We start from the raw sequence: 16,434 nt of genomic DNA, 5'->3' as shown, positions 1-16,434 counted from the left end.
GCTCCTTCTACCGGACGCTCGAAGCAGCGGCCGACATCAGGTGCTTGGTCAAGGTGACCAGCACCAACGTTGCGGAACGAGGATCGCGCGCATCGCAGCAGACGATCGGGATATTCGGTTTGAGGTCCAGGGCGGACCTGACTTCCTCCGGCTCGTAGTGGAAGCCCGACTCGAACTCGTTGACCGCCACGATGAACTGGGTGCCCCGCCGCTCGAAGAAGTCCAGCGCCGGGAAGCAGTCCTCCAGCCGCCGCGTGTCGGCCAGGACCACCGCCCCGAACGCCCCGTCGGACAACTCGTTCCACATGAACCAGAACCGGTCCTGCCCGGGGGTGCCGAACAGGTACAGGATGTGCCGCGCGTCCAGCGTGATCCGGCCGAAGTCCAAGGCCACCGTCGTGGTCACCTTGTCCCCCACGCCGGTCAGGTCGTCGGTGCCGATCGAGGCCATCGTGATGGTCTCCTCGGTCGACAGCGGCTCGATCTCCGAGACCGCCCCGACGAACGTCGTCTTCCCGACACCGAAACCACCCGCGACGAGGAGTTTGATGGCGGTGGGCAAAGCGGCTTGTTGTGCGGGCGATCGGTCAGAGTCGCCGTTGTAGGCCATTGAGGAGTGCCTCCAATACGTTTCTGTCAGTGGGATCGACGGCGGGATCGGGCGCGTGGGCGATGACCGCCCCGCAGTCGACCAGATCGGACAGCAGGACCTTGATGACCATCGCCGGGAGCCGCAGATGCGCCGACACCTCCGCCACCGAGATGGGCTCGTGGCACAGGAGCAGCGCCTCGGCGTGCTCGTTCTCCAGCTGCGAAGGGCGCATCTGCCCGGTCGACCGGACCAGCGAGAGCAGGTCCAGCTTCGCGGTGGGTGCGGTGCGCCCATTGCTGACGGTGTACGGCCGGACCAGAGGCCCCGCATCCTCGTCGAGCAGCGGCCGGTGCTCGAACTCGGCCATCAGCCGACCATTTCGCCGCTCGTGGCCGCGGGCCTGCGCACCGGCGTCTCCAGGTACGGCCTCACGCTCTTCACCAGAATGGACATCTCGTAACCGAGCACGCCCGCGTCGGCCTCGCGCCCCGCCGTCACCGCCAGGACCGCGCCCTGACCCGCCGTCGAGACGAACAGCAGCGTGTCGTCGAGCTCCGCCACGACCTGGCGCACCCCGCCCGCCGAACCGAACTGGGCGCCCGCGCTCCGCGCCAGGCTGAACATGCCCGATGCGATCGCCGAGAGCTGGTCGGCCTGGTCGACCCCCAGCCCGTGGAACGCCTTCTTCATGCCGTCCGAAGACAGCAGCAGCGCACTGCGGGTGTGCGGAACCTTCCGCACCAGCCCCGCCAGCAGCCAGCTCAGATCCGACTGCACGCCTGCCTCGTCGCCTGCCATTAGAACTCCTCATTCCTATACGGGGAACCGTCGGTTGCGGGGATCTGCGGACCGGCGTCCGCGCGCTGCTGGCCCTGCTGGAACGCCCGCATCAAGCCCGGGTCGTGCCCGACCTCCGAACCGCGCGCCCCCTGCTGCGGGGCGTCCCGCAACTGCGGGGCCAGGTGCGTCTGCTTGTTGCGTTTCGGCAGGGCCGGACGCCCGTCCGACTCGAAGGCATGGGCGCCATCGGAACCGTTCACGCGGTCCTCCGGGTAGCTCGTCACGGCTTGGAGCTCGGCCGTCACCGGCAGGGCACCGGTGTCCACCGAAGGCGCGCCATTGGCGCCTGCGTACGCGGGCGTGAACACGGGCGAGTCCATGCGCGGCTCCGGCGACGCCGTCTGATGACGCCCCGTCCCCGCAGTCGGCAGCGGACGCAACTGCATCGCCGGCAGCTGCGGCGGCGTCGCCGCACCCGGCTGCCGCACCGGCATCGGCTCGGCGACCGGGATCTCGCGGCGCTCAGGCGCCTTCGGCGGTGCGGGCGTGTCATCGCCCAGCAGCACCTCGGGCACCACCAGGATCGCCTGCGTCCCACCGAAGATGTTCGACTGCAGCTGCACCGTCAGCGCGTGGCGGTGCGCCAGCGACGAGACCACGTACAGGCCGATGCGGCCGTCCGCCAGCAGCTCGTCCAAGTCCACCTGGTCCGGGGTCGCCAGCATCTTGTTGAACCGGTCCCGCTCATGCGGCTCCATGCCCAGGCCGCGGTCCTCGACCTCGACCGCCAGGCCCGTGCGGACCCGCGCCACGCGGATCAGCACCTGCGTGTTCGGCGCCGAGAACGTCGTCGCGTTCTCCACCAGCTCCGCCACCAAGTGGATGATGTCCGCGACCGCGTGGCCCTTCAGCGTGCCGTCGATGGGGCGCACCAGCTTCACACGGGCGTACTGCTCCACCTCGGCCACCGCCGAACGCAGCGCCTCGTACACGTTGACCGGACGCGACCACTGCCGGTGCGAGGTCGCACCGCCGAGGACCGCGAGGTTCTCCGCGTGGCGGCGGATCCGCGTCGCCAAGTGGTCCACCGAGAACAGGCCCTTGAGGAGGTCCGGGTCCTCTACCTGGTTCTCCAACTCGTCGAGCTGCTCGATCTCGCGGTGCACCAGCGACTGCAGCCGCCGGGCCAGGTTCACGAAGATGCCGACGCGCGAGTTCACGTCCACCGCGTCGATCGGACCCGACGTCACCGCGGCAGGGGCGCTCGCGGGCACCGGCGCCGGACGGCGCGGGCCGCGGGCCGCGACGGCCTCCGCGGCGGCCCGCAGGTGCCGGGCCTCCGCCGCCAGGAGGCGAAGGGCCTCATCGGTGGTGGGCGCGCTGGCGCCCGGGTTGGGCAGCGGGACGGACCAGCGCTGCTCGGCGGGCAGGTCGCTCTGGAGGTCGTCGAGCACGTGCCAGACCTTGTAGTGCGTCTCGACCGTGGCACGGCGGACCGAGAGGATCCGGCGGTTGAGGTCGGCGTCGGTCTTGGCGGCGGCGCTGGCCGCGAAGTAGGCGATCAGCGCGGCGAGGAGCAGCGCCGTGCCGATGACCGCGGGGACCATCCAGGCGGGACGGTCCAGTGGGGCTTGTGTCAGGGCGAGTGCGACGCCGGCGCCGAGGACCACTGCGGCGCCGAGGGGCAGCAGTGCCATGCGGAGCAGGCGGGGCTTGAGGTCGGCCGGGGTGGCGGACTCGTCTCCGGTGTACGAACCGGAGGGGAGGGACGCTGGCCCGGGGGGTTGATAAGTATGGGTTGTGGACCGAGATGTTTCGGGCATCGCCATCCTTACGACATGGCCAATCGGCTTCCGTGATACCGGGAAGTCACAAAGTCGTTGCAGCAGAAGGGAAAGCCATGTCCCCACCGGCTGTTTCGACAGAATGGTATCAGCGCTCAGTTCCCTGGATAGCATGGCTGTCTTGTCGAGTCAACCTGGAGATGCAATCGGCCGTGCGGCCGGAGATCGCCGTCCGAAGGGACGAAGAGCAGCTCAGGAGGCGTGTCGACACGGAGAGTGAAGGGCTTGGGGGAGAGGCCGACTCATCACCCGTTCGAGCGGGGGCAACGAAGGTGCGATGTAAGACACTCCAGGACCGGACGGCCCCACTCCGTCCGATCCCGTTGTCCGGCAACTCGTTCCCGACGCCGTGCCCGAGACGGGATTTGAACCCGCAAGTCTCACGACGGCCGGTTTTAAGCCGACTGTGTCTACCAGATTCCACCACTCGGGCCCGTATGCTGCCACGCTAGCGGGAAATACGGTGCCGTGGTCACCCCGAGTTGCGGCGCAAGCGCGTTCACCTGAGGAAACGCCGAAGTGTCGGGATCCCGACACTTGGAGGTTCAGTTCCCTTGCGGTGCAAGCGGCGGCGACAAGTGGGAGTGTTCCCATTGCACCACCTCGGCATTGACCTCGTCTGTACACAAGGTTCAAGCGGCAGCGACGAAGCGGCAGCAGGAGGCCTGGGCGCGCGGGCGGCCTCGGGACAGAACCAGGCCACGCATCAATCCACTGTAGACAATCTTTCACTCTTCCGAGTGATGACACCGCCCCCCATACCTGTCACCATTGACCTATAACAGTCAGACGCACAAACGTATAGCCTCCAAGGGGGTGAGCAGGATGAATGGCACAGACCGAATCTCCCAGGCAGCCACACTGCGCCCCCAGATCGATTCCCTCACTTCTCAGCTGTGCGCTGTCGAGGCCAATCTCCTGCAAGCGGTCATCGCTTATACCTCCCAAGGGCTGCACAAGGAGTGCGACGGCTTCTCGGGCATCCGGGACTGGATCAAGGAGTCCTTCAACCTCAACGAGGCCTGCGCGGGGCAGATCGCCTCCATCGCCCGCCTCTCCCCGAAGTTCAAGCACCTCACCGAGGCCGCCCTCTCTGGGTCCGCCCGCATCGACGCCATCGCCTACGCCATGCGCCGCATCGAACGCGAAGGGCTGGCCGTCTACTCCCGGGTTCCTTACTCCGCCCCGGTCGAGTCCCCCTACGGTGCAACGCTCTGCCGGACACCCGAAGAGCTGATCCGGGAGTACTGCATCCACTCCACCCGCTCCGAACTCGCCGAGCACCTGGACCGCATCTGCGCCGAGCTCTTCGACCAGCAGTCGCTGCTCGATGAGATGAGCCAGCAGTCCCTCGCCTGGCTGGAGGTCAACCAGCGTCCGGATGGCATGTGGGACATCGAAGGGCTGCTCACCGATGACACCGGGAAGCTCATCAGCAACGTCCTCAGGACCGCAGTTCCCCCTCCCCGCCAGGATGAGGCGGATGAGGACGGCCTGCTCCCCCGCGTCTCCGGCCGACATGCCGAAGCCCTGCACCAGATGGCGGCCGCCTACGGCACCGACCCTTCGGCTCCGAAGCGGCACGGCCACACCGCGACCCTGAACCTCACCTGCGACTTGGCCACCCTGCGGGGCGAGAAGACCGGTCGGCTCCCCATGCTCGACGGCAAGCCCATCTCGGTCTCCAAGGCCCGCCTCCTCGCCTGCGAAGCGGGCGTCATCCCCTCGGTCTTCGACTACAGCACCGGCGAGGCCATCGAACTGGGCCGCGCCAAGCGCCTCCCCAACGTGGCCCTCCGCCACAAGCTGGAGCTCGAGCAACCGGGCGGGTGCGCTTGGGCCGGGTGCCGGGCACCGATCTCCTGGACCGAGGCGCACCACCTGGAGCACTGGGCGGACGGGGGCTTGACCGCCGCCGAGAACTTGATCCTGCTCTGCCGATTCCACCACAGTAGAATTCACACGGGCAAATGGGACATTACAAAGACCGGTCCCGGTACGGCCGAGATTCGGCACCAGCGCACGGGATTGACCGATGAGGAATGGGAAGCCGACCTCTTGAAGGATCTGCCCAACGGGCATGACTCTTCGGAATGGTCGCCCGCCTATCGGCGGGAGCTGACCGACTATGCCGCCTGGTACGCCCAGAAGAGCATGGAGCTGACGGTCGCCAAGACCCGGGAGAAGTTCCGGAAGAAGGAGACCGCGCCGGTGGTCCTTCGGGAAGATCCGGGCGATCCTCCGTTCTTAACCTGCCCTCAGCGGGCGACTGCTGAGGGGAGCGCAGGTCGATGCCAGCGCAGCCCGATTCCCAGAGAGGACCGGGCCCCTCAGCATGTCCGGGGTCGGATGGGAGCCCTCAGGACGCCATTCGGGAGCAGTCCGCCGTCGGCCGCGTTCTGACCGGGGAAGGAGGAGACCTCTTCGTCGCTGCCCGCCTAAACCAGGACCAGCACAGACCGGGAGACCGCCGTCCGAGCCCCGCCCTCTCCTATCCCTCTGTCGCTGCCTGGTTGAACAGGGAGCCCGTCCCACCCGAGTCCGCCAGTCCAGCCCGCTCTTCTCCCACCTCTCTGTCGCTGCCTGGTTGAACAGGGAGCCCGCCGTGCCCGAGCCCGCCACCACAGCCCGCCCTTCTGCCACCTCTCTATCGCTGCCAGGTTGAACAGGGAACCCACCCCGCCCGAGTCCGCCACCACAGCCCGCCCCTCCCCCACCTCTCTATCGCTGCCAGGTTGAACAGGGAACCCACCCCGCCCGAGTCCGCCACCCCAGCCCGCCCCCTCCCCCACCTCTCCGTCGCCACCTGCTGAATCCGGACGTGCCACCTCCCTCTGGTGCCATCGGCCCTCTGGTGCCATCGGCCCGAAGTGGCTTTTCGGCCCTCCCGCCGGAGTTATATTCAGGTCTCATTGCCTGTATTGCCTGCCCGACCAGCGAGGATGCGATCGATGGCGCAACCCGCACCGCCCACCAGCACCGCCGAGGCCACCAGTCCCACCGCGAAGCTCGCGTTCTGGACGCTCACCTCGATGGTGGTGGGCTCGATGGTCGGCGCAGGGGTGTTCTCCCTCCCGGCGCGGTTCGCGCAGCAGACCGGGGTCGCCGGGGCACTCATCTCGTGGGCGATCGCGGGAACGGGCATGCTGATGCTGGCGTTCGTGTTCCAGCGCCTGGCCATGCGCCGCCCCGACCTCGATGCCGGGGTGTACGCGTACGCCAAAGCAGGATTCGGCGAGTACCCCGGGTTCTTCTCGGCGATCGGCTACTGGGCCAGCGCCTGCGTGGGCAATGTGACGTACTGGGTCCTCATCATGTCCACCGCGGGAGCGCTCGTCCCCGCGCTCGGCGAAGGCGACACGGTCCTGGCGATCGTGCTCTCCTCAGCGGGCCTGTGGGGGTTCTTCCTGCTGATCAAGCAGGGCGTGAAGGAGGCGGCGGCGATCAACCGGATCGTGACGGTCGCCAAGCTGATCCCGATCGGCGTGTTCGTGGTCCTGGCGCTGTTCTTCTTCGATCCGGGCGCCTTCGCGGAGAACTGGGCCGGGGCGGATTACGCGGGATCGCTGTTCTCCCAGGTGAAGGGCACGATGCTGGCGACGGTGTTCGTGTTCCTCGGCGTCGAGGGCGCGAGCGTGTACTCGAGGCACGCGCGCCGCCGCGAGGACGTGGGGCGGGCGACGATCACGGGTTTCCTGTCGGTCTTCGCGGTGTTCGCGTCGGTGACGATCGTGTCGTACGGGATCATGCCGATGGACGAGATCGCGGAGCTGCGGCAGCCGTCGATGGCCGGCGTCCTGGAGCGCGCGGTGGGCACCTGGGGCATGGTGTTCGTGTCGGTCGGCCTGGTGGTCTCGGTGCTGGGCGCGTATCTGGCGTGGACGCTGATGGCGGCGGAAGTGCTGTTCGTGGCCGCGAAGGACAAGGACATGCCCCGGTTCCTCTCCAAGGCGACGGCGGCGGACGTCCCGGTCCCCGCCCTCGCGCTGTCGACCGCGCTCTCCCAAGTGGTCCTGGTGGTCACCTACTTCTCCGAGGACGCGTTCAATTTCGCGCTGGACATGACGAGTGCGCTGACGCTGATCCCGTTCCTCCTCGCGGCGCTCTTCGCGGTGAAAGTGGCGTTCGGCTGGGACCGGGGCGCGGGGAGCCGCGGCGGCGGGGCGGAGATCGCGGTGGCGGTGCTGGCGACGGTGTACACGGCGTTCCTGCTGTTCGCGGCCGGTCCGAAGTTCGTGCTGGTGTCGTTCATCGTGTACGCGCCGGCGACGATCCTGTTCGTGATGTCCCGCCGCGAGCAGGGGCGGCGGTGGTTCAGCGCCGGGGAGTCGGTCTTGCTGGGCGTCGCGGTGCTGGCGGCGGCGCTGGGGGTGCTCGCGCTCGGGATGAACTGGATCAGCATCTGACCCGTTGGGGGACAGGGAGGAATGCGATGAGCAACGGTTACGGGGTCTATTCGGAGGTCGGCAGGCTGCGGAAGGTGCTGGTGTGCCGTCCGGGGCTGGCGCATCGGCGGTTGACGCCGACGAACGCGGAGGGGCTGCTGTTCGACGATGTGATGTGGGTGGAGAACGCGCAGCGCGACCACCTGGACTTCGTGGGCAAGATGGAGGCCAGGGGCGTCCAGGTCGTGGAGTTGCACGACCTGCTGAGTGCGACGATGGCCGATCCGGCGGCGCGTTCGTGGCTGCTCGACCGGAAGATCACGGCGAACGAGGTGGGGCTGGGGCTGATCGAGCCGACTCGGGCGTACCTGGAGTCGCTGGGTCCGGCGGAGCTCGCGGAGCACCTCATCGGCGGTCTGTCCACACTCGAGCTCCCGGACGACCTGCGGGGGCCGTACATCACGCTGGCGCGGGAGTCGACGGGGGTGCGGGAGTACCTGATGCCGCCGCTGCCGAACACCCTGTACACCAGGGACACCACCTGCTGGCTGTATGGCGGGCTGACGCTCAACCCTCTCTATTGGCCTGCGCGCCATGACGAGACGCTGCTGATGAAGGCGGTGTACACGTTCCACCCGGACTTCACGGGCTCGACCGTCTGGTGGGGCGACCCCGACCTGCCTTGGGGGCAGGCGACGTTCGAGGGCGGTGACATCATGCCGGTGGGGAACGGCGTGGTGCTCATGGGCATGTCCGAACGCACCTCCCGCCAGGCCATAACCCAGGTCGCGAAGTCGCTCTTCGAGCACGGCGCGGCGACGCGGGTCATCGTGGCGGCCATGCCGAAGCTGCGTTCGGCGATGCACCTGGACACCGTGTTCACCTTCGCGGACAGGGATGTGGTGACCCTGTACCCGAAGATCATGGACGCGGTGCACACGTTCTCCCTGTACCCCGCCGACCGCCAGCCGGGCATGGAGATCACCGACCACGGCGGCAGGGCGTTCACCGACGTGGTCGCCGAAGCGCTCGGGCTGCCGGAGCTGCGGGTCATCGAGACCGGCGGCGACGTGTACGCCTCCGAACGGCAGCAATGGGACTCGGGCAACAACGCGGTGGCGCTCGAGCCGGGCGTGGTCATGACGTACGACCGCAACACCCAGACGAACACGCTCCTGCGCAAGGCCGGCATCGAGGTGATCACCATCGTCGGCGCCGAACTCGGCCGCGGCCGGGGCGGCGGGCACTGCATGACCTGCCCGTTGGAGCGGGACGCGGTCGATTTCTGAAAATCGGGGCCCTGATATCGGCTTTCCGACAGAGGCCCGATTCGGGCCGCCCGAGGGGGCTGCCGCTGCGAGCATGAATCGTCATCGTCGTCTCACAGTGAGGTGGTCAAATGCGACGAATCCTGGCCAGTGCGGCCGCAGCCCTGGCGATCGGCGCGGTCGGGGCCGCGCCCGCGGCCGCGGACCCGATCGCCGCAGAGCCGGTGGTCCAAGCGGACAGCGAGAGCGTGTACTGCAGCGCCGCGTTCAGCGTCGACACCGTCGTGCGCGAGTACCCGAACGCGAGCGCCGGACAGATCGGCCCGAAGATCCCGGCGGGCGAGTGGGTCTCCGGGTCCTGGTGCGCGCCGTTCACCGACGGCGGCAAGCACACGACCTGCGGGTCCTGGTCGATGGTGTGGGTCGTCGTGGACTGGGCCGACACGTGGGGCTTCGCGCACGTCGGCTGCCTGCAGTCGTACCACGTCGACTGACCCGGTGAGCTCGACCGGGCCGCGGGACTCTCAGCCGCGGCCCGGTCGCCCGTTCCGCCTCGAGTCGTAGTAGACCGCCTCGCACAGGTCGTCCACGTCGTCGTCCTCGCGCCAGTCGTCGAAGTCGGCCACGAACACCATCTTCGCCTCCACCTGGCCCTTCCCCTTGAGCAGCCGCAGGACCTTCCGCCACTCAGCGAGGTTCGGGTGGTCGTAGGCCCGGCAGGCCTCGGCCGGACGCAGCAGCCGGATCGCCTGCTCCAGCACCGCCGCATGCACCGGGTACGACTTCGAACCGCCCGAGTGGCGCAGGACCGTCGCCATCACGACCGCCGGGAGCGGATGCTCCCCGACGTTCTTGACGCCGAACACCAGCTCCCCCGACACGTCGTAGATCCCCAGCCCGTACGCGGCCGGGTCCTTCCAGCCGGGGAGGTCCGCGATGAGGCGCTCGCGCGCGGCGGCGATCTTCTCGCGGGTCTCCCACCGGTCGCCGAGCTCGTCGAGCAGGGCGGTCACGGCCGATTCGGCTTTCGATGCACTCATGCCCGCAGTCTCGCACTGGCCGGGCCCGGCAGGCGAACCGACCGCGCGAAACGAGACGGGCCGCCCCGCCCCGAAGGACGGAACGGCCCGGCACGTCAGTGCGCGCTAGACGAGCTGCTTCGGCTCCGCGTAGTGGCAGGCCGCGCGGGTCTGGCCCGCGTGGTCGGAGCGGAGCAGCGGCTCCACCTCGATGCACTTGGCCTGCTCCGACTCGCCCAGCTCCTTGAACAGCGGGCAGCGGGTGCGGAAGCGGCAGCCCGACGGCGGGTTCGACGGGCTCGGCACGTCGCCCTGCAGGACGATGCGCTCGCGCGAGCGCTCCTTGCGCGGGTCCGGCAGCGGGATCGCCGACATGAGCGCCTGCGTGTACGGGTGCGCCGGACCCGCGAACAGCTGGTCCGTCGTCCCCTCCTCGACGATCTTGCCGAGGTACATCACCGCGACCTTGTCCGCGATGTGCCGCACCACCGAGAGGTCGTGCGAGACGAACAGGTACGACAGACCCAGCTCGTCCTGCAGGTCCTCCAGCAGGTTGATGACGCCCGCCTGGATCGACACGTCGAGCGCCGACACCGGCTCGTCCAGCATGAGCACGCGCGGCTGCAGGGCCAGCGCGCGGGCGATGCCGATGCGCTGGCGCTGGCCGCCCGAGAACTCGTGCGGGTAGCGGTTGCGGTGCTCCGGGTTGAGGCCGACGATCTCGATCAGGCTGTTGACCCGGTCGCGGCCGCCGTTCTTGAACAGGTTGTGCACCCGCAGCGGCTCGGCGATGATCTCGAAGACCGTCATGCGCGGGTCGAGCGACGCCATCGGGTCTTGGAACACCAGCTGCAGGTCCCGGCGGATCGGCCGCATCTGGTTGCGCGAGAGCTTCGTCAGGTCACGGCCCTCGTAGAGGATCTCGCCCGAGGTCGGCTCGATGAGGTTCATCATCAGCCGCGCGGTCGTGGACTTGCCGCAGCCGGACTCGCCGACGAGCGCCAGGGTCTCGGTCTGGCCGATCTCCAGGCTCACGCCCGAGACGGCGTGCACCGCGCCGACCTTGCGCCGGAGGATCCCCTTGGAGCGCACGGGGAACTCCTTGACCAGGTTCTTGCCCTGGATGACCGGGCTCGCCGCGGTCTGCGGCGTGTCGAGCATGGCGTTCACTTGTCCTCCTCCTGGTGGAGAGCGGCGGCCTCGGCCTCGGCGGCTTCGACCTCGGCCTCGACCGAGAGGTCGGTGGCCACGGGCGCGAAGACGTCGTCGGGGGCCTTGCCCTCGAGCTGGTCCGCGAAGTGGCAGGCCGAGACGTGCCCGGAGGGGCCGATCGGCATGAGCGCCGGCTCGACCTCCGCGCAGATGTCCTGGTGCATCGGGCAGCGGGGGCGGAACGGGCAGCCCGGCGGCAGGTTCAGCATCGACGGCGGCGTGCCGTGGACGGGCGTGAGACGGTGGCCCCGCGACTCGTCCATGCGCGGCAGCGACCCGATCAGGCCCAGCGTGTAGGGCATGCGCGGCTCGTAGAAGATCTCGTCGACCGTGCCCTGTTCGACCGGCTTGCCCGCGTACATGACGAGGACGTCGTCGGTGTGCCCGGCGATGACGCCGAGGTCGTGCGTGATGAGGATCAGCGCGGCGTTGACCTCTTCGCGGGCCTTCTCCAGGGCCTCGAGGACCTGGGCCTGGACGGTCACGTCGAGGGCCGTGGTGGGCTCGTCGGCGATGATGACGTCCGGGTTGTTCGCCATGGCGATGGCGATGACCACGCGCTGGCGCATGCCGCCGGAGAGCTCGTGCGGGTAGGCGTCGACCCGCTGCTGCGGGTTCGGGATGCCGACCGAGTCGAGCAGGTCGATGCAGCGCTTGCGGGCCTCGGCCTTGTTCACGTCCGGGTAGTGGACGCGGATGGCCTCGGCCAGCTGGAAGCCGACCGTGTAGACCGGGTTGAGGCTGGTGAGCGGGTCCTGGAAGATCATGGAGATCTTCTTGCCGCGGATGCGGGAGAGCTCGGCGTCGCCGAGGCCCAGGAGCTCTTCGCCCTCGAGCTTGGCGGAGCCGGTGATCTGGGCGGTCTTGGGCAGCAGGCCCATGATCGCCATGGAGGTCACCGATTTGCCGGAGCCGGACTCGCCGACGATGCCGAGGCTCTGGCCGCGGCGCAGCTCGTAGGAGACGCCGCGGACGGCGTGGACGAGCCCGTCGTCGGTCGGGAACGACACGTTGAGGTCGTTGACCTCGAGGACCATGTCGCCCTTGGTGCCCGCGGCGCGCGGGGCGCCGTTGGTGCTGACTGAGATGTTGGACAACGCTATCGCCTCACCATCGTCTGGCGCGGGTCCATCGCGTCGCGCAGGCCGTCACCGATGAAGTTGATGGTGAGCGCGATGAGGATGATCATGAGACCCGGGATGTAGAACAGGTACCAGTGCTCGTTGAACGCCGACGCGCCCGCGGCCTCGATGAGGAGGCCGAGCGAGGTGTCGGGGCTCTGGATGCCCAGACCGAGGAAGGACAGGGTCGTCTCCGACAGGATGGCGAACGCGATCTGCAGCGTCACCGAGACGATGATGACGCTCATCGTGTTCGGGATCAGGTGCTTCACGATGATGTGCCAGTCCGAGCCGCCCGCGGACCGCGCGGCTTCGATGAACTCCTTCTCCCTCAGGGATAGCACCTCGGCGCGCACGGCGCGGGCGATCGAGGTCCAGCCGAAGATCGCGAGGATGAAGGCCATGTGGTACCAGCGGACGCTGGAGTCGATGGCGCCGGCGATGGCACCGGTGATGACCAGGAACGGGATCACGAACATGATGTCGAGGAAGCGCATCATGAGCGAGTCGACCCAGCCGCGGTAGAAGCCCGCGACGGCGCCGTAGAGCGCGCCGATGACCGTGGAGCCGATGGCCACGACGAGCGAGACGTTCAGCGACTGCTTGGTCGCCTGCATCATCGCGCCGAGCATGTCGCGCCCGGCCTTGTCGGTGCCGAACGGGTGGTCCAGGCTCGGGGCGGCCCACGAGGGGATCTCCGAGTGGATCTTGTAGTCCCATTTCCACATGAACGGACCGAGGTAGGCGAACAGCACGATGAGCACGAAGACCACGAGGCTGATCACGGCGGCGCGGTGGCGGAAGAAGCGGCGTGCCACCATCTCCCACTGCCCGCGCTCCTTGGTGGTGATGGCCTCGGCGTCGAGGCGGGGCGAAGCGGTGTTACTCATAGCGGATCCTCGGGTCGAGCACGCCGTACAGGATGTCGGAGATCAGGACGCCGATGAGGACGACGAGACCTGAGATGAGCACGTAGGCCATGACGACGAACGTGTCGCCGGCGCGGATCGCGTCCAGGGAGTAGACGCCCAGGCCGCGCCAGCCGAAGATGCTCTCGGTGACCATCGCGCCGCCCATGGCCCCGGAGAGGGCGAGGGGCGCGAAGGTCGCGACCGGGATGAGCGCGGTGCGCAGGGCGTGGCGGCGCATGACGGTGCGGTTGCGCACGCCCTTCGCGCGGGCCAGGCGCACGTAGTCGGAGTTCATGACCTCGAGCATGGAGGCGCGCTGGTACCGCGAGATCGCGGCGTAGCCGCCGAGCATGAGCACCAGGGTCGGCACGATCAAGTAGGGCAGGGAGTCGACGAAGACCTCCCAGCCGTTCCCCTGGAAGCCGGTCGAGCCCGAGCCGTACGTCTGGAAGACGGTGGAGCCGAGGATCTTGTTGAGCTGCACCGCGCCTTCCTTGAACAGCGAGCCGAGCCAGAACACGGGCATGGCCAGGAACAGGAAGCCCAGGAAGGTCAGCGTGTAGTCGGTGCGCGAATACTGCTTGACCGCGCTGACGACACCGGCGAGAATGGCGATGCCGATGGAGGCGAGCGTCGCGAACAGCACCAGCCGGAGCGTGATCCAGAAGCGGGTGGAGATCTCGTAGCCGATGTCCATGGCCGAGCCCTCGATGGAGGGACCCCACTGGCCTTTGAGGAGGCCGATGTCGCCGTTGGTGTCGCCCATACCGGTGAGCCAGATCCAGTAGCGCTCGGGGATGGACCGGTCGTAGTAGAGCGACTCCTCGAGCGCGTCGACGGTCGACTGCGGCACGGGCTCGCCGGTGGACTGCTGGATCTCGAAGACCATGTCCTGGACGGGGTCGTTCACGACGTCGACCAGCACAAAGCACAAGATAGTGGCTCCCAGCAGCACCGGGATCATCAGCAGGGTGCGCCGGATTATGAATACAACCATAATGCCTCGTTAACGGTTTCTCTGGTGTGGACCGGTGCGCCTGCCGACCGGTCCGGCCGCGTCGCGACGCGGCTTCTCCTACGGCTCACTGACTCCCCATTCTGCGGCCGGGTCCGTGAGCCCCTGGCACTTCGACTTCCAAGGGCACTGTCAAAAGCACTGCCAAAATCATCGCCTCGTTCCGGATCACTCAGCCGCGACCCCCCATTCGGCGATGTTGTAGGCGGATCGCTGCTGCGACGCCCAATTGTCCCGGACGTTCACCAACCTATCGGAGACCATCACCGCGACCGGTGTGTCCACGATAGGCAGGGAATAGGCGTCCTGGACGACCTGCTGGACCGCGGCGTTGGCGCGGACGGCCGCCTCGTCGAGGTCGAGGGTGCCGTTGACCTCGGCGATGAGCGCGTCGAGCTCGGGGTCGGAGAGGCTGCCGAAGTTCGAGCCCGAGCCGGTCTCCCAGTACTGGGACGCGGCGGCGACGAACACCGGGTCGGAGCTCCAGCCGAAGTCGATCATGTCGAACTCGCCCTCGCCGAGGACGCTGCCGAGGTCGGCGTCGGGGATGGACCGCAGCTCGACCTCGATGCCGAGGTCGGCGAGGTTCGCCTGGACGAGCTCGCCGGTGATGCGGCGGTTCTCCTTGGACTCGGAGTAGCGGAAGTCGAGTTCGACCGCCTCGCCGTCGGGGTCGCGCAGGACGCCGTCCTTGAGCTCGTACCCCGCCTCTTGGAGCATGGAGAGGGCGAGCTCGACGTCGCCGGTGCCCTGGCCGGTCGCCGAGAGGTGGTCCCGGTAGTACTCCGAGCCGTTGCGGAAGAGGTGGTTGCCCTTGCGCTCGATGTCGGACTGCACGTACGCGTAGGTGCGCGCGATGACGTTCTCGATGTCGATCGCGGTGAACACGGCCTGGCGCAGCACCGGGTCGGAGAGGAACTCGTTCTTCGTGTTCAGGTCGATGTGCTCCCACGACGGCCCGCCCGCGACGGCGTACTCGAGGCCTTCGGCGCCCTGGAGCTGCGTGATCGTCTCGGCGGTGACGGAGAACGGGGAGGCTCCGTCGATCTCGCCGTTGCGCAGGGCGGTGACGATGTTCTCGAGGCCGTCGATGACGCGGAAGGTGACCTTGTCGAGGGTCACCTCGGTGTCGCCGGCCCAGTCCTCGTTGGGCACATAGATGACGTGCTCGCCGACCTTCGCGTCCTGGATCTTGAACGGCCCGGTCGACCAGGTGGGCACGGTCTCCGCGAAGTACTGCTCGGCGGCGGCCATGTCCTTCGGGTCGTTCTGCCAGTCGAAGCCCTGCGCCTCGGCCACGTGGGCGGGCTCGGAGAGCACTTCCTCGTAGGCCCATTCCGCGGAGTGGTAGCTGTCCTTGTAGGTCACCGTGATCGCCGCGCCGTCGCCGGTGATGGACTCGACCTGGGAGCCGCGGGTGATGTTCGCGGCGTCGCAGCCGTCGCAGAGCGAGGAGTCGCCGGAGGTCGCGTACCAGTGGTAGATGAAGTCGTCGACGGTGATGTCGGTGCCGTCGCCCCAGTTCGCGCCGTTCTTGAGCGTGTACTCGACGGTCACCGGGTCCTCTTTGACGAGTTCCGGGGCGGCGGCGAAGACGCCCTCGTTGACGATGAACTCGCCCTCGGGGTCGAACTGGCCCGTGTAGGGCCACAGGCCCACGAGCGCCATGGACACGTACGCGTTGTTGCCTTCGGAGGTGTTCTGGTTCCAGGTGCCCCACGAGCCGTCGAGGGCCCAGGTGATCTCGCCGCCGTCGGCCCGCGCGCCGGAGTTGCAGCCGGCCGGGTCGGTCAGGCACGCCTCGAGGCCGGACGAGCCGGTGTCGTCGCCCTGCCCGCAGCCCGTCAGCACCAGGGCGGTGCAGGCGAGGGCGGCGACGGCCGCCGTGTGGTGTCGCTTCATGGTTCCTCTCGAAGGTTTGCGCCGCCGACCATGGCGGGAGGCGTCGAGGTGGGGTCGACGCTCCGGCCCGTGCCGCCGGGCGGGCGCTCGAGAGCGCGGGAACGGCGGCGGGTCAGGTGACGCGAGGTACAGCCTTCCACGGGAATCCCGGGTTTCGGACAACCGAACACGAGATGAGTTTCGTTCGTTATGCTCCCGTGATGTTCATTCCCTGAATGGCGGCGATAAACGGAAAATTCACCGTCTGCCAGCGAGAACTCTCGTTCCGCGGGCATCGCCGCCGCAGGGCGTCCGCCCTCGCCGGTCCGGTCGCGGGATGGGGCCGCGGGCCGGTCCGGTCGGCCGCGACGATGCGGCCGGAGGCGGAGAGGGGTAGGGCGAGGGG

The 16,434-nt window shown here is 68.3% G+C and carries 14 protein-coding genes and 1 tRNA gene; 4 read left to right on the top strand and 11 right to left on the bottom strand.

The annotated features are described in order from the left end of the window. Positions 1 to 7: 7 nt before the first annotated feature. The 5 genes from AB0K52_RS06040 to AB0K52_RS06020 all read right to left on the bottom strand — a co-directional run bounded on the left by AB0K52_RS06040 (position 8) and on the right by AB0K52_RS06020 (position 3,649). Positions 8 to 610: an ATP/GTP-binding protein gene (locus tag AB0K52_RS06040; protein WP_363526791.1), complete on the bottom strand. Its 603-nt coding sequence runs from the start codon at positions 608 to 610 to the stop codon at positions 8 to 10. Next, entirely contained in the window at positions 588 to 959 is a 372-nt protein-coding gene (locus AB0K52_RS06035; RefSeq protein ID WP_208496752.1) for a DUF742 domain-containing protein, read from the bottom strand. The genes AB0K52_RS06040 and AB0K52_RS06035 overlap by 23 nt, the downstream gene beginning before the upstream one ends. Next, complete coding sequence (locus AB0K52_RS06030; protein ID WP_208496753.1) at positions 959 to 1,390, bottom strand: roadblock/LC7 domain-containing protein; 432 nt, start codon at positions 1,388 to 1,390, stop codon at positions 959 to 961. Before AB0K52_RS06030 ends, AB0K52_RS06035 begins: the two co-directional genes overlap by 1 nt. Then, positions 1,390 to 3,069, bottom strand: coding sequence for an ATP-binding protein (locus tag AB0K52_RS06025; protein ID WP_363526787.1), 1,680 nt, complete (start codon positions 3,067 to 3,069; stop codon positions 1,390 to 1,392). The genes AB0K52_RS06030 and AB0K52_RS06025 overlap by 1 nt, the downstream gene beginning before the upstream one ends. 497 nt (positions 3,070 to 3,566) lie before the next feature. Next, positions 3,567 to 3,649: transfer RNA gene (locus tag AB0K52_RS06020), tRNA-Leu, on the bottom strand. 392 nt (positions 3,650 to 4,041) lie between these two features. On the opposite strand from AB0K52_RS06020, the gene AB0K52_RS06015 reads away from it, so the two are divergent. From AB0K52_RS06015 to AB0K52_RS06000, 4 genes are all read left to right on the top strand, one after another. Then, positions 4,042 to 5,619 (top strand): DUF222 domain-containing protein, encoded by a 1,578-nt coding sequence (locus tag AB0K52_RS06015; protein ID WP_363526784.1) that lies wholly within the window; start codon positions 4,042 to 4,044, stop codon positions 5,617 to 5,619. Between the two features lie 548 nt (positions 5,620 to 6,167). Then, positions 6,168 to 7,622, top strand: a complete 1,455-nt coding sequence (locus tag AB0K52_RS06010; protein ID WP_363526782.1) for a basic amino acid/polyamine antiporter — start codon at positions 6,168 to 6,170, stop codon at positions 7,620 to 7,622. Positions 7,623 to 7,648: 26 nt separating this feature from the next. Continuing rightward, the gene (locus AB0K52_RS06005; protein ID WP_363526779.1) at positions 7,649 to 8,890 is read left to right on the top strand and encodes an arginine deiminase; all 1,242 of its coding nucleotides are present in this window, start codon (positions 7,649 to 7,651) and stop codon (positions 8,888 to 8,890) included. Positions 8,891 to 9,000: 110 nt separating this feature from the next. After that, positions 9,001 to 9,363 (top strand): hypothetical protein, encoded by a 363-nt coding sequence (locus tag AB0K52_RS06000; protein ID WP_363526776.1) that lies wholly within the window; start codon positions 9,001 to 9,003, stop codon positions 9,361 to 9,363. Between the two features lie 30 nt (positions 9,364 to 9,393). Here the strand turns inward: AB0K52_RS06000 and AB0K52_RS05995 are convergent, their stop codons facing one another. The 6 genes from AB0K52_RS05995 to AB0K52_RS05970 all read right to left on the bottom strand — a co-directional run bounded on the left by AB0K52_RS05995 (position 9,394) and on the right by AB0K52_RS05970 (position 16,049). Further along, complete coding sequence (locus AB0K52_RS05995) at positions 9,394 to 9,909, bottom strand: hypothetical protein (protein ID WP_363526773.1); 516 nt, start codon at positions 9,907 to 9,909, stop codon at positions 9,394 to 9,396. Positions 9,910 to 10,014: 105 nt separating this feature from the next. Next, complete coding sequence (locus tag AB0K52_RS05990; protein WP_363527226.1) at positions 10,015 to 11,049, bottom strand: oligopeptide/dipeptide ABC transporter ATP-binding protein; 1,035 nt, start codon at positions 11,047 to 11,049, stop codon at positions 10,015 to 10,017. Between the two features lie 5 nt (positions 11,050 to 11,054). Further along, entirely contained in the window at positions 11,055 to 12,137 is a 1,083-nt protein-coding gene (locus AB0K52_RS05985; RefSeq protein WP_363527223.1) for an ABC transporter ATP-binding protein, read from the bottom strand. Positions 12,138 to 12,199: 62 nt separating this feature from the next. Next, a complete protein-coding gene (locus AB0K52_RS05980; protein ID WP_363526770.1) occupies positions 12,200 to 13,111 on the bottom strand; it encodes an ABC transporter permease in 912 nt (303 codons plus the stop codon). After that, complete coding sequence (locus tag AB0K52_RS05975) at positions 13,104 to 14,129, bottom strand: ABC transporter permease (RefSeq protein ID WP_363526767.1); 1,026 nt, start codon at positions 14,127 to 14,129, stop codon at positions 13,104 to 13,106. The genes AB0K52_RS05980 and AB0K52_RS05975 overlap by 8 nt, the downstream gene beginning before the upstream one ends. 186 nt (positions 14,130 to 14,315) lie before the next feature. After that, positions 14,316 to 16,049 carry an ABC transporter family substrate-binding protein gene (locus tag AB0K52_RS05970; RefSeq protein WP_363526764.1) on the bottom strand — a complete coding sequence of 578 codons (1,734 nt, stop codon included), beginning with the start codon at positions 16,047 to 16,049 and terminating at the stop codon, positions 14,316 to 14,318. Positions 16,050 to 16,434 lie beyond the last annotated feature (385 nt).

Origin of the sequence: Glycomyces sp. NPDC049804, assembly GCF_040674615.1 — a bacterium.
GTDB lineage: Bacteria > Actinomycetota > Actinomycetes > Mycobacteriales > Micromonosporaceae > Glycomyces > Glycomyces niveus.
The sequence above is the reverse complement of the archived record's forward strand: the minus strand, read 5'-3'. Positions and strand labels throughout refer to the sequence as shown.